The sequence below is a fragment of the Corallococcus sicarius genome (assembly GCF_003611735.1).
Taxonomy (GTDB): Bacteria; Myxococcota; Myxococcia; order Myxococcales; family Myxococcaceae; genus Corallococcus; species Corallococcus sicarius.
The window spans coordinates 1-12,637 of record NZ_RAWG01000287.1 but is presented as its reverse complement, the minus strand read 5'-3'; the positions used below and the strand labels follow the sequence as shown (position 1 = coordinate 12,637).

11 protein-coding genes are annotated in these 12,637 nt (G+C 71.9%); 4 read left to right on the top strand and 7 right to left on the bottom strand.

The window, feature by feature from the left end; translation table 11 throughout:
- Window positions 1–28: 28 nt before the first annotated feature.
- Entirely contained in the window at window positions 29–2,629 is a 2,601-nt protein-coding gene (locus D7X12_RS32265; RefSeq protein ID WP_120629073.1) for a M1 family aminopeptidase, read from the bottom strand.
- Window positions 2,630–2,795: 166 nt separating this feature from the next.
- On the opposite strand from D7X12_RS32265, the gene D7X12_RS32260 reads away from it, so the two are divergent.
- Window positions 2,796–3,602, top strand: coding sequence for a J domain-containing protein (locus D7X12_RS32260; protein ID WP_120629074.1), 807 nt, complete (start codon window positions 2,796–2,798; stop codon window positions 3,600–3,602).
- 7 nt (window positions 3,603–3,609) lie between these two features.
- Here D7X12_RS32260 and D7X12_RS32255 read toward each other — a convergent pair whose 3' ends face one another.
- From D7X12_RS32255 to D7X12_RS32240, 4 genes are all read right to left on the bottom strand, one after another.
- Window positions 3,610–4,581: an endonuclease/exonuclease/phosphatase family protein gene (locus tag D7X12_RS32255; RefSeq protein WP_120629072.1), complete on the bottom strand. Its 972-nt coding sequence runs from the start codon at window positions 4,579–4,581 to the stop codon at window positions 3,610–3,612.
- A 162-nt stretch (window positions 4,582–4,743) separates the two neighbouring features.
- A complete protein-coding gene (locus D7X12_RS32250) occupies window positions 4,744–6,171 on the bottom strand; it encodes a matrixin family metalloprotease (RefSeq protein WP_120629071.1) in 1,428 nt (475 codons plus the stop codon).
- 107 nt (window positions 6,172–6,278) lie between these two features.
- Window positions 6,279–6,677 (bottom strand): DUF3037 domain-containing protein, encoded by a 399-nt coding sequence (locus D7X12_RS32245; protein WP_120629070.1) that lies wholly within the window; start codon window positions 6,675–6,677, stop codon window positions 6,279–6,281.
- Window positions 6,655–7,437: a HipA family kinase gene (locus tag D7X12_RS32240; RefSeq protein ID WP_120629069.1), complete on the bottom strand. Its 783-nt coding sequence runs from the start codon at window positions 7,435–7,437 to the stop codon at window positions 6,655–6,657. The genes D7X12_RS32245 and D7X12_RS32240 overlap by 23 nt, the downstream gene beginning before the upstream one ends.
- Window positions 7,438–7,580: 143 nt before the next feature.
- Between D7X12_RS32240 and D7X12_RS32235 the strand changes: the two genes are divergently transcribed.
- Both D7X12_RS32235 and D7X12_RS32230 read left to right on the top strand, forming a co-directional pair.
- On the top strand, window positions 7,581–8,015 hold the full coding sequence (locus D7X12_RS32235) for a MarR family winged helix-turn-helix transcriptional regulator (RefSeq protein ID WP_120629068.1): 435 nt from the start codon (window positions 7,581–7,583) through the stop codon (window positions 8,013–8,015).
- Window positions 8,016–8,059: 44 nt separating this feature from the next.
- Window positions 8,060–8,506, top strand: a complete 447-nt coding sequence (locus D7X12_RS32230; protein WP_120629067.1) for an organic hydroperoxide resistance protein — start codon at window positions 8,060–8,062, stop codon at window positions 8,504–8,506.
- 59 nt (window positions 8,507–8,565) lie between these two features.
- On the opposite strand, the gene D7X12_RS32225 is transcribed toward D7X12_RS32230, so the two are convergent.
- Entirely contained in the window at window positions 8,566–9,480 is a 915-nt protein-coding gene (locus D7X12_RS32225; RefSeq protein ID WP_120629066.1) for a bestrophin family protein, read from the bottom strand.
- A gap of 161 nt (window positions 9,481–9,641) precedes the next feature.
- Between D7X12_RS32225 and D7X12_RS32220 the strand changes: the two genes are divergently transcribed.
- Complete coding sequence (locus D7X12_RS32220; protein ID WP_120629065.1) at window positions 9,642–11,480, top strand: patatin-like phospholipase family protein; 1,839 nt, start codon at window positions 9,642–9,644, stop codon at window positions 11,478–11,480.
- A gap of 29 nt (window positions 11,481–11,509) precedes the next feature.
- Here D7X12_RS32220 and D7X12_RS43110 read toward each other — a convergent pair.
- Window positions 11,510–12,637: DUF6068 family protein (locus D7X12_RS43110; RefSeq protein WP_120629064.1), on the bottom strand; the 1,128-nt coding region annotated here is incomplete at its 5' end.

Genomic DNA, 12,637 nt, shown 5'->3' with positions numbered 1-12,637 from the left:
GGGAGGGGACTCCCGCGGTGACGGGGGCCTACCGTCGGCGCTTGGGCGGGGGCGTGCGGCCCTTCTTCGCCTGCTTCGCCGCGCGCTTGCGGACGGGGTCTTCCGGGCGGAGCGCGAGCGTCTCCAGCTTCTCGCGCAGGGTGCGCGTCTCCTGCTTGAGCGCGTCCAGTTCCTCGCGCAGCGAGGCGACCTCGCGGGCCTGGGGGGCGCCCTCGCGCAGGGAGCGCACGGCCTCGCGGGCGTAGCGGCGGGTGCGCGGGTCGCTGAAGGTGGTGCCCTCCAGCGCGGGCAGCAGTCGCCGGTCGCCCAGGGTGGGGGCCGCGTCACACACGGCCAGCTGCACGCGGAACTGCGGGTCTCGCAGCAGCTGGGCGAAGAGGTCCACCGCCTCGCGCTTGCGGTTCGCCGCTTCGGCCAGCTTCGCCACGGCGCTCACGGCGGCGCGGCGCAGGAAGGCCGGCTGGCCGTACGCGGTGCGGGCCACGGCCACCGGGAACGCGGCCGCTTCCTGCGTCTCCGCGAGCCCGTCCATCGCCGCCGCGCCAATGACGTCCTGGAACGAGGGACGCGCGGCGGCGGCCTCCAGCAGGGGCAGCAGGTCCGGGGCGCGCACGCGGCCCAGGCTGCGCGCGGACTCGGCCTCCACGAAGTAGCTGGCGTCTCCCCGCTCCACGAGCGCGCGCAGGTATCCGGCCACCTGCGCGTCGTGGCGGAATTCGCCCAGCGCGGCCACCACGGCGCGGCGCACGCGGGGGTGCGCGGTGTCCAGCGCGGCCAGGAGCTGCGCGCGGGCCTCCGGGGTGCGGATGCGGCCCAGGGACTTCGCGCACGCGGCGCGCGTGGCCCAGAAGTGGCCGGTGTCCCCCAGCGCGCGGCCCAGGGCCTCCACCGAACGCGGGCCGCCGTCCTTGCCCAGCGCGAGCGCGGCCTCCGTGCGCGCGCGGGCCTCGGGGGCGGCGGCCAGCTCCTCGCGCCACAGGCCCACGGCCTTGTCCACGTCCAGCGCGCCCAGCACGTCGCGGCGCGGATCCACGCGCACCTGCGAGGGCGCGGCGGGGCAGGGCAGGTGGAAGCGGTGCTCCGCTTCGGTGAGCTCCAACCGGTGGAGCGTGTCCTGGCCGTTCACGGTGACGACCACGTCCAGCGGGAGGCGGAAGACGGGGATGCCCGCGTCGGTGCGCTGCGCCTGGCGCACGGCGATGCGCAGGCGGGCGTCGTCGGCCTCGTAGCGGACCTCCACCTTCAGCTCCGGATGGCCCGGGGCGAAGACGTACTGGTCGAAGACGGGGTCCAGGTTGTGGCCGGTGGCCTCTTCAAAGGCGCGCGCCAGGTCCACCGTCTCCACCACGCCGTGGCGGTGGCGGGCGACGTAGTGGCGCAGGGCGCGCAGGAAGAGGTCGTCGCCCACGCGGCGGCGCAGCTCGTGGAGGACGAGGGCGCCCTTCTCATAAAGGTGGCGGTCGAACAGGTCCATGGGGGCCTGGAACTTCCGCGCGACGATGGGGCGCGCGTAGCGGTCGCGCGTCTCGGACAGGTAGGCGTCCAGGTCGAGCGTGCGGTGGTGGTCGGCCTCGTCGCGGTCATCGCCGCGCTCCTTCCACAGCACCTCGAAGTAGGTGGCGAAGCCCTCGTTGAGCCAGCCGTGGGGCCAGTCGCGGCAGGTGAGCAGGTCGCCGAACCACTGGTGCGCCAGCTCGTGGGAGATGAGCGGCTCGGCGTTGTAGTCCAGGTGCGCGCGAGCGTCGTGCAGCACCGTGTCCACCAGCGTGGTGGCGGTGGTGTGCTCCATGCCGCCGAGGATGAACTCGGTGACGAACACCTGCGCGTAGCCGCTCCACGGGTAGGGCTCACCGGTGATGGCCTCGTAGGCGGCGACCATCTGCGGCGTGCGCCCCACGCACCGGAGCGCGTCCTCGCGGCGGCCCTTGGGGAAGAGGTAGCGCAGCGGGGTGGTGCCGGCGGTGTCGGTGGCCTCGTCGAATTCGCCCACCACCAGCGTGACGAGGTAGGGCGCGTGCGGCTGCGCCATGCGGTGGTGCTGGGTGCGGCGTCCTGCCTCGGTGACGTCGCTGACGAGCACGCCGTTGGACAGCGACGTCATGGCCGCGGGGAAGGTGGCGATGACCTCCGACGTGGCCTTCTGCGCGGGGGTGTCCAGGCAGGGGAACCAGCAGCGCGCGTCGATGTCCTGCCCCTGCGTCCAGGCCTGGAGCGGGCGGTCGGGGTAGCCCGCGTCGGGGCCCCAGAAGTAGAGGCCGCGGCGGGGGCTGGCGCGGTAGGTGAGCGCGATGTCGCACGCCTGGCCTGCTTCGAGCGGGCGGGGCAGTTCCACGCGCACGTGGGCGCCGGAGTTGGAGAAGGGGACGGGGGCGCCGTCGGCGCGGGCGGCGGTGACGTCCAGGTCCACCGCGTCGAAGGTGACGGTGGACACGGTGCGCACGGCGGACACGCGGGTGGTGCAGGTGCCGGTGATGGCGCGCTGGGGGAAGTCCAGGTCCAGCTCGATGCGCACGTGCTCGGCGCGCACGGGGCGGGGCGCGGCGTAGTGCTCGGTGGCGCCGGGGAGGCTGAACGGATGCGGGTCGGAGGACCCGGCGGCGGCGGGGGCGTGGCGGTGGCAGCAGCGCATAAGAGAGGGTGACTCTTCCGCAAGCCCGTCCCGGGGTCGAGCCGCATCGCTCCGGGTTGTCGGGAATTCAGGGTCCGGGCACACCCGGGATGGAGGTCCGGGAAGGCAACGGAAGCCGGCAGGGGGCGGTTGAGAAACGCCGGGGGCTTCCACAGGATGGGTGGGCGTGCAGGCCGTTCTCTACTTCTCCGACAAGCAGGTGCGCGAGAAGCTCTTCGCGTTCGTGGACGCGTCGCAAGGGCTGTTGCTGGTGACGGGCCTGCGCCACGGCGCCGCGATGACGCGCCCTCCGCAGGCGCGCGAGCCCTTCTCCGCGCTGGAGGACGTCTACGGCGACGTGCTGTCCCAGGTGCTGGTGGCGGACGAAGGCACCACCGAGGGCATGTGGCGCGACCCGCTGGGGGACCTGGGGGACCGGCTCTACCCGGACGACCGGAAGCGCGCCTACGCGGCGGCCACGGGCTATCTGCTCCTGGAGGGCGGCAAGCCCCGCGCGGTGGTGCGCAAGCACGGCACCCCCGCGGAGGACCTGTGGTTCCTCCAGGAGGCCCTGAGCCGGCTGACCTCGCGCATCCCCGCGCCGGACCCGGCGAAGCGCCCCGGCACCCGCCGCGCCGAACCCGCGCCCCGTACGCCGCCGCGCTACGGGCCCGCCAGTGCGCAAGGGGACGCACCGCCGCGTTACGGAAGCTCCAGCGCGAGAGGAGATGCACCGCCGCGCTCGGACGACACGCCGCCGCGTGGGCGCCGCGCGGTGCCATCCTCCGAGCCCGAGGCGAAGGACCCGTGGGCCGTGCTGGGCATCGAGCGGGGCACGCCGAAGGACGAGGCGCGCAAGGCGTTCCGCGCGCTCATCGCGCAATACCACCCGGACAAGGTGGCGCACCTCGCACCGGAGTTCCACGCGCTCGCGGAGCGGCGCACGCGTGAACTCCTGGAGGCGTGGGAGGCGCTGGAGCACGACGCGCCCTGAAGTCGCGTCAGCCCGCGAGCCCCGATGCCGAGGGCTCCAGCCGGAAGCGCGCGATGAGGGGCACGTGGTCGGACAGCCCGTGGAAGCGGCCGGTGATGTCGCCGAAGGGGCGTGTCTCGTCCGCGTCCAGCCAGCTCACGCCGCCGCCGGAGAACAGGTGGTCCAGGTGCATGCGCATCCGCATGAAGCCCGCGGTGGGGAAGGCGCGCGACAGGGCCGGGTCGATCTGCCCCACGGCGGCCTGCGCGCACGTCAGGTGCGCATCGCCCGTGAGGTAGCGGTACACCGGCGACGACGGCGGCGAGTTGAAGTCCCCGCACACCACGAACGGCTCCGTGTTCGCGTGCAACTGGATGAACTCGGTGAGCTTGCGCGCTTCGTGGAGCTGGTTGACGCCGCAGCCCATCTTGTCGCGCGTGGCCCAGAACTCGCGGGAGAACGGCGTGGGCAGGCTCAGGTGCGTGTTGAAGACGTGGAAGGCGCGCCCGTCGTCCCGGCGGAAGACGCGCATGTGCGCGCAGATGCGGCTCTGCTTGCGCTCCCTCAGGCCCTGCACGTGGTGGTGCGTGATGTGTTCGGGCGCGGCCACGTTGTGCGTGTCCACCTGGAGCGTGCGCGTGTTGATGAGCATCGCGAGCCCGGTGGTGTAGAGCGACAGGTCACCCAGCTTGTAGTGGTGCGCGCGGAAGTAGAACGCCTCGTAGGGCATGTCGCGCCCCTGGAGCGCGAACGTCTCCTCCACGCGCGTCATGAAGGCCTCCAACTGCGTCTCTCCGGGGCGCGTGGGCCGGTGGACGATGTTGCTGCGCAGCGAGGAGGTCTCCACCTCCTGGAGGCACACGACGTCCGGCAGCGGGTCCAGCGTGGCCAGGGCCGCCGCCACCCGTCGCTTGGGTCCCACGGTGCTCGCCAGCCCCTTCAGCATGTGGCCGAAGTAGCGGACGTTGTACGAGACGATGCGCAATGAGGACGCGTCCATGGGCCTGGGGCCACCTCCCGGTTCTTGCGGTGAAAGGTGGGAGGCAAAGCTACGAACGTCCAGGCCCCTTCGCAGCGACAGCGCCGGGATTCCTCCCGAAGCTGGCGCCATGTGCCGACAAGCGGACGAAGCGCCCGTCCGCCTGCCTGCCGTTTTCCAGCGCTACGGAGCGCCGCGCCGTCCTTCGGCCCGGCCCGCCGCGAGCCAGTGGCTGAGGCCGCCGCGGTAGTTGGTGGCGCCATACGCCGCGGCCACGTCCGGGTTGGACTGGAGGTAGTACCGGGGGTCGAACTCCGCCGAGCCCCGGCGCCCGTCGTTGAGCCCGGTGTTCACCCAGTGCTCCATGGCCGCGCGGTAGTTGTTGCCGAAGGCGCTGCGCAGGTCCGCGTGGAGGCTCAGGTAGTAGGACGCGCTGAACGCGGGCGAGCCCTGGCGCCCCTCGTTGATGCCGTTCTGGGTCCAGTGCGCGAGCGCGGCCGGATAGTTCGTCCCGAACGCGGCCTGGAGGTCGCCGTAGCGGGCCAGGTAGTCCCTCACCTGGAACGCGGGGGACGCGGGGCGGCCCTCGGTGCGGCCCCCGTCAATCCAGTGCCGCGAGGCGGCGCCCACGTTGGTGCCGAACGCCGCGCTCAGGTCGCCGTTGAGGGCCAGGTAGAAGCCCGCGTCGAACGTGCGCGTGTCACGGAAGACGCCGTAGATCGAACGGATGCCATTGAGGTCATCCGGCTGCAGGTCGATCTTCCCGTTGTAGTACGCGTACATGACGGCGCCCGCGTCGGGCGAGTGCCCCAGGCCCAGCGAGTGCCCCAGCTCATGCAGCGCGGTGCTGCGCAGGTCGTAGTTCGTCCCGTTCACGGTCCAGCCGAACGCGTCGTTGAAGTGCACGTCGCCGGCCAGCGCCGCGCAGTTATAGGCGCCGGAGCAGCTGGGGTAGTAGGCGTGGGCGAGCGTGGAGGCGGCGAACGGGTTGCCGTCGCCGTGGTCGCCGTACTGCCACGACACGTAGAGGTCCACGGGACCGTTGCCCACCTCGGTGAAGGCCACGGGCGCGGCGGCCTGCCAGCGCTGGAGCGCGCCAATGACCGCGTTGCGCGAATCGTTGGCGCTCAGGTCGGGCGTCCCGTTGAGGAAGGCGAAGGAGAGGTTGGTCTGCGGCCAGCTGCTCACGGCCACGAACGACGCCGGGCCCGCCGTGCGCGCGTTGAAGCCGTAGAGGTCCGGCGAGTCGCAGCGCGAGCGCTGCATCAGTCCGCGCGTCGCCGCGTCCAGCGTACCGGTGACGGGAAGCCCCTGTGCTTCCTGGAAGCGCTTGAGCGCGGCCTCCATCGCGTCATCGAAGAGGTCGGGCCGGGCGGGCTCGCGCGCCACGGCAGGGCGGAAGCCCGGGTACTTCCGTGCCAGCTCCGCGTTGGGGAAGTAGCCGTGGGCCTGGAGGTGACGGAAGGCGGCCTCCACTCGCGGGCCCTGCGCGCCCTTGCGTGCTTCAGGGACGAGGTCCGCCGCGGACGCAGTGGCGCCGCTCAACGTGCTCAGCACTACGACGGAACGAAGAAGCGTCTGGATGGAACGCAACGTGTGCACCTTTCGCATGGACCCTCCCGACACCGGGGAGGGCGCTCCCGTTGTAGCGAGAGCCTCTGACAGGCCGAAACCCGTCAGAGCCGCTGAATCGGTGACACGAGAAAACCGTTGCAGCGTCAGCCCGCGGGCTTCACGCGCACCATCGTGTCCAACAGGTGCTCCAGCGCGCGGTCCGGGTCGTCGCACAGGCCCGCGTGCACGGGGCCCGTCTGCAGCATGGTGCTGCGCGGCGCCACCAGCCAGTGCCAGCGCTCCTTCTGCGGCAGCCGCCCGATGGGCCCCGCATCCTTCCCGCCCACGCACACGCGGCGGAAGCTCTCCAGGTGCCCACTCAACAGCTCCACGTCCGCGTCCGGTGACAGCGCCTTGAGCCGCGCCTCGTCCAAAGCCACGCGCGCTCCCAGGAAGCGGTGCTGCACGCAGAACAGCACCACGCCCACGTTGATGAACTCCTCGCGCTCCACGCGGGGCACCAGCCGGATGATGGCGTAATCAAACGAGCTGGGCGTGGGCACGCGTCGCCTCCTCGATGAACGCCGGCGCCGCTTCCAGCCTGCGCAACAGCCACGTCGCGTACGCCGCGCGGTGCTCCGCCGTGGACGCGAACGCGGGCTCCTGCCCCAGCCACGCCTCCGGGATCGCGCCGACGATGCGCTCCACCACCTCTGGCGTCACCCGCTGCCGCAGCAGGTCCCCGGCCTCCGCCAGCCCGTGCGCCCACGGCAGCAGCACGTGGTCCTTGATGGGCGCGAAGCGGCCCTGGCTGCGCTCCTGCCAGTCGTCCCACGAATGGTGGAAGTACAGCGCCGCCCCGTGGTCGATGAGCCAGAGGTTGCGGTGCCACACCAGGAGGTTGGGGTTCTTCGGCGTGCGGTCCACGTTCGTGACGTACGCGTCGAACGCCACGATGGCGGACGCCACCTGCGCCTCCGGCACTGGCACCGCCAGCGGGTCGAACGTCACCGAGCGCGGCAGGTAGTCCAACGCCAGGTTCAGCCCGGCGCTCGATTTGAGCAGCTCGCGAATCTCACTGTCCGGCTCGTTGCGGCCCAGTGACGTGTCCAGCTCCACGAACACCAGCTCCGGCACGCGCAGCCCCAGCACGCGCGCCAGCTCTCCGGCCAGCAGCTCGGCGATGAGCGCCTTGGCGCCCTGGCCGGCACCCCGGAACTTCACGACATAGAGCCCCGCGTCGTTCGCCTCCACGATGGCGGGCAGCGAGCCCCCCTCGCGCAAGGGCGTCACGTAGCGCGTGGCAGTGACCGTCCTGAGCATCCCTCGTCCTCGACAGTTCCCGGGCACTCCGGGGGTGGCGGCTGTACCACGGCCCCTGCCCGCCGGGGAACACACCGGCACCGGGCCCGCCTTCCCATCCCGATTCAGTTGCGCGCAATTAAATTGGGCGCTATCTATCTCCCATGTCGCCGGAAGACTTCCTCCGCCTGGACCTCCAGCTCTGCTTTCCGCTCTACGCGGCCTCGCGGGCGATGGTGCAGGCCTACACCCCGCTGCTGTCGAAGCTGGGGCTGACCTACCCGCAGTACCTGGTGATGCTGGTGCTGTGGGAGGCGGACGGCGTGACGGTGAAGGCGCTGGGGGAGAAGCTGTACCTGGACTCGGGCACGCTCACGCCCCTGCTCAAGCGGCTGGAGACGCTGGCGTTCGTGCGCCGGGAGCGCTCCACGGAGGACGCGCGGTCGGTGCTCGTGTCGCTCACGCCCCAGGGCCGCGCGCTGCGCCGCAAGGCCGCGTCCATTCCGGAGGCCATCGCCTGCCGTACGGGCCTTTCCCTGGAGGAGCTGTCCCGGTTGCGCCGGGACGTCCTCCGCTTGTTCGACAACGTCTCCAAGTAGTCCTGTCTCTGAAACCCCAACGCAGTCCCTTGAAGGAGCACCCCATGGCCCAGGTCACCCTCGCCGAGAAGCTCTACTCCACCACCGCCACCACGCACGGCGGTCGCAACGGCCGGCTGACGCTCAACGAGAGCCCGCTGGACAACCTGGAGCTGGCGATGCCCAAGCAGCTGGGCGGCTCCGGCAAGACGACGGCCACCAACCCCGAGCAGCTCTTCGCCGCGGGCTTCTCCTCCTGCTTCGAGAGCGCGCTGCGCCTCGTCGCCGGCAAGGCCGGCAAGAAGCTGGACGAGAAGGCGGGCGTGAAGGCCACGGTCACCATCGGCAAGACGCCCGAGGGCGGCTTCGGCCTCGCGGTGGAGCTCCAGGGCATCCTGCCCGGCGTGCCCCGCGAAGAGGCGCAGAAGCTGATGGAGGCGGCCCACCAGGTGTGCCCGTACTCCAACGCCACGCGCGGCAACATCGAGGTGAAGGTCTCCGTCGCCGAGTAGTCCGTGACGCTCCCGCCCCAGGCTCGCGCATGCGTGGGCCCGGGGCGTGAGGCCGTCAGCTACACCGTGCCCGCCTCCAGCGGTGGCGTCAGGGGGGCAGGGTCCTTCACGCCGGGAGGCGGCAGGAAGGCCAGCAGGTTGTTCTGGATGTTCTCGCAGATGGTGTCGAGCGGCAGGTCGTTGTCGTCCGTGCCGAAGGGGTCTTCAATCTCGACGCCAATCTCTTCAATCCCAAAGAAGACATACGCCACGACGAAGGTCGCGGGGACTGTCACCCAGCCGAAGGTGTCCACCAGCGCGAAGGGCAGGGTGAAGCAGTAGAGGATGAGCGCGCGGCGCAGGTGCACCATGTATGCGAACGGCATGGGCGTGCGGTGGATGCGCTCACAACCCCCCAGGTAGTCGATGAGCTGATGCACGTTCTGGTCGAGCTGCATCTGGACGTACTCCGGATACAGCCCCGCGCGCCGGCCCTCGTCGAGCACGGCCGACATCCGCCGCGCCACCATCAGCGGGACGTGCTGGGCCTTGAGCGTCGTCTGGAGTTCGTCCGGAGGCAGGTCCCCGGCCCGGGGGCCCAGCTGCCGCTGACCGCGCAGCCATGCGGACGCGGCGAAGGGGAACGCCGCCGTCCACCGCACCAGCGGGGCGAACAGGGGCGTGCGGCCCAGGAAGGGCTCTGACGCGCGCATCAGGTTGCGCGTCTCGTTGACGATGCCGCCCCACAGCTTGCGGCCCTCCCAGAAGCGGTCATAGGAGGCGTTGGTGCGGAAGACGAGCAGCAGGCTCAAGCTGATGCCCGCGAGCGTGTGCACCGTAGGGGGAACGCCGACGTGGGCCACGTGGCCCGAGAAGGCCACCACGCCCGCGGCCCACACGACGCACATCAACACTCGGCCGACGATCTCCTTCACCATCGAACCGCGCAGGTAGTGGAAGTAGCTCCACCAGCGATGCGGATCATACTCAATCATGGGTGCTCGACCCTCCCGGAGGGAGCGCATGCTAACCACACCGCGCCGCGTCGCGATGCACGGCTTTTTGGGGGATTGCGGATGCCCGACCCTCCGGGCCGTGGCGACCCCGAGGGTGCTTCGGCTAAGCAGGAGCCAGGCCCGCTCCAAGGAGGCGTCGCATGCGCCGTCGCGTCAGGTCCCTGCTGGTGGTCTTCCTCTGTACGACGAGTGGCTGCTCCTTCCTCCGCACGGACGTGCTGCTGGACACGCTCAACGCGCCGGACGACTCGGGGAATCCCAAGGACGCGCCGCCCCGCGTGCCGGCGGTGGAGCGGGTGGCGGGGCTGACGCGCGCGCAGCTGATGGACGCGTACGTGGACTCCGAACGGGTGGGCGGGTGGATGGAGGCGCTGGGCGCGGCGCCGGACGCGGTGCTGGAGATGGCGACCTGCCTGCGCCAGCGCGCGGGGGTGGACACGGCGGCCTGCTATGAGAACGACGCGCGCACGGGATTCATCGACCGGGCGGTGAAGGTGCCGGCGTGGAGCGTGCCGGTGCCCACGCAGTCGCTCTCCGTGGCGACGCCGTCCGAGGTGGAGGTGGACGCGGAGCGCTTCCTCTCCAACGCGATGAGCCTGGGGCCGTCGCTGGCGGCGCTGCAGCAGTCGCTGGAGGTGCCGCTGACGCGCGAGCAGCTCGCGCAGGGCATCCAGCAGGGCGCGGCGTCCGCGGCGGGCTACGTGCGGGCGCGCACGTGGCGCCGGGACCTGCGGCGGCCCACCAACGCGGTGGTGCTGAGCGGCGGCGGGGCGAACGGCGCGTTCAGCGCGGGGGCCATCTGGCGGCTGTTGGGCATCCTGGAGCAGTGCCGGGGCAAGCCCGCGCCGGAGGGGTGCGGCGACGCGCGCATCGACCTGGCGGCGGGGACGAGCACGGGCGCGCTCATCAGCACGCTGGTGGACCTGTTCCACACGCCGGGGCAGGAGGCGCGGGCGCGCCAGCTGCTGATGGGCAACTACACGTGCACGGTGGAGTCGGACCTGTACTGCGTGAACTCCACCTGGCTGTGGAACCTGGCGGACGACACGCGGGGGCTGGTCCAGTTCGACGGTGTGTACACGAAGCTGGATCAGGTCATCCAGCCGGGGATGTTCCACAACGGCACGGAGCTGGTGTCGGTGTCGGTGGACTTCCAGACGGGTGACGTGTTCGGCGTGAGCGACCAGGACCCGGCGGACTTCAAGGCGGGCGTGACGGACGGGGAGCGCAAGCGGGGGATGACGCAGGCCATCGTGGCGTCCATCGTTGAGCCGGTGCTGTCGGAGCCGGTGAACTCGCTGCCGTCCGCCAGCGGGAAGCGGAACGGGACGTACTACGACGGCGGCGTGCGCTCGGGGCTGCCGTTGCTCCAGGCGGTGCAGCGCGGGGCGGAGCGGGTGCTGGTGATTTCGACGGGCGGGGTGAACCCATCGCCGGCCATGGATCCGAAGAACGCGATGAACGTGCTGATGCGCACCATTGATTTGTTCGTGGCGCAGCCGCGCGTGGGCGAGGTGCAGCAGGCGGAGCTGCTCGCGGTGACGCGCCGGCTGGGCGAGTACAACGTCTGCATGCTCCGCGGTGCGGGCGAGGACTTCTGCCGCCGCCGGGGCCCGGGCTTCCAGGCGCCGGGGATGGTGGCGCCGGAGGCGGGTCAGGCGGTGTGGATGGGCTCGGCGCGCTTCGACCAGGTGGCGTCCAGCTGGCGCAGCGCCTGGATGTTCAAGCCGGAGACGGGGCTGGCGACGGCGAGCGGCTACTCCTTCACGCCGGAGGTGATGCAGCCGCTGTTCGTGGCCGGGGTGGAGTCGATGCAGAAGCGGTGCACGGAGGTGCTGGGCCTGTTCGACATCCGGGGCACGCTGGCGGCGAAGGAGTGCGCGCGCCAGGGCGTGGAGGTCGCGGACGAGGCGCGCGAGGCGCTCCCGCCCGTCGACCAGTGCCGCAAGGACAAGCCGGAGCGCCGCTCGTGTGACTGAGGCGCCGCCCCGAGGCTCCGGACGACGCGCTACTTCCCGCCGTCCTTCACCCACGAGCCCCAGCCGGTGAGCACGGCGCCGTCCTCGGCCACGCGCTTGCCCCGGGCGGGGGCGCGGAAGATGGTGTCTGACAGCGTGGAGAAGCGGGCCTCCTCCGCGAGTCCGCTGAGCGCGGCGCCCCACGGCTCGGCGGCGTAGGTGGCGACCTGCACGCGGCGCTCGGCGCCCTCGCCCAGGGGCGTCTCGAAGACGACGGCGGGGACGGAGTGCGAGCCCACGGTGAAGGTCTCGCGGCGCGGCGGCGCGGTGCCGGCGGGGACGGGCGGCCACTGCTGCGGCACGCTGACGGCTTCGCTGACGGCCATGAGCAGGGCCTCTTCCAGCGGCGTGGCGTCCGCTTCCTGGAAGTCCGTGCACGGGGCGTCGCCGGAGGGGGCGGTCAGCTCCTTGCGCAGGAGGAAGCCGCGTTCGGCGCCCAGACAGACGCGGCGCACGGAGGGCGTGCCGGAGATCGTCTGCCGCACGTCGTACCAGGTGCCCGGGCCCCAGGGCTTTTCGAGGACGGGGACGGTGCCCGCGGCGTCGGTGCCCTGGCGGAAGGACACGAGCGTGAGCTGCTGGCTGCCGCTGGCGCCGAAGCCGGAGAGGGTGGTGCTGGCGTCGAGCAGGCCGTGGGTGAGGTACAGCGGTCCGGGCTGCGACGCATAGAGGCGGTTCTGCAGGGGGCCGTCGCTGGGGCGGCTGTCGTGCAGGTAGCGCTGCGCGTCCCAGGTGCGGCCGGCGGCGGTGGTCTGTTCGGTGGAGCGCTGGCCGCGGTGTTCGGCCTTCCACGGCTGGGTCGCCTCCAGGCGCATGGGCAGCACGCGGCTCTGGGAGAGGCGGGGGTGGGCGAGCGGCTTGCCCGTGTCGTCGGTGAAGGTGACGGTGAGCCACGCCCAGGGGGCCTGGACGGCGACGACCTCCAGGACGACGTGGCCGGCCATGGCGGTGTCGCGCTCGGGGGCGGCGGAGCGCTGTCCGCCCGGGCGGCCCCGGTTGGCGGAGAAGGCGTACTCCACGCGGTCGCCCACGCGGGCCTGCTGCCACGGCGAGGCGGAGGCGGCGGGGGCGGCGCCAGCGTCCGGCACGGAGGTGTCGGGCGTGGAGGCGTCGGGGAG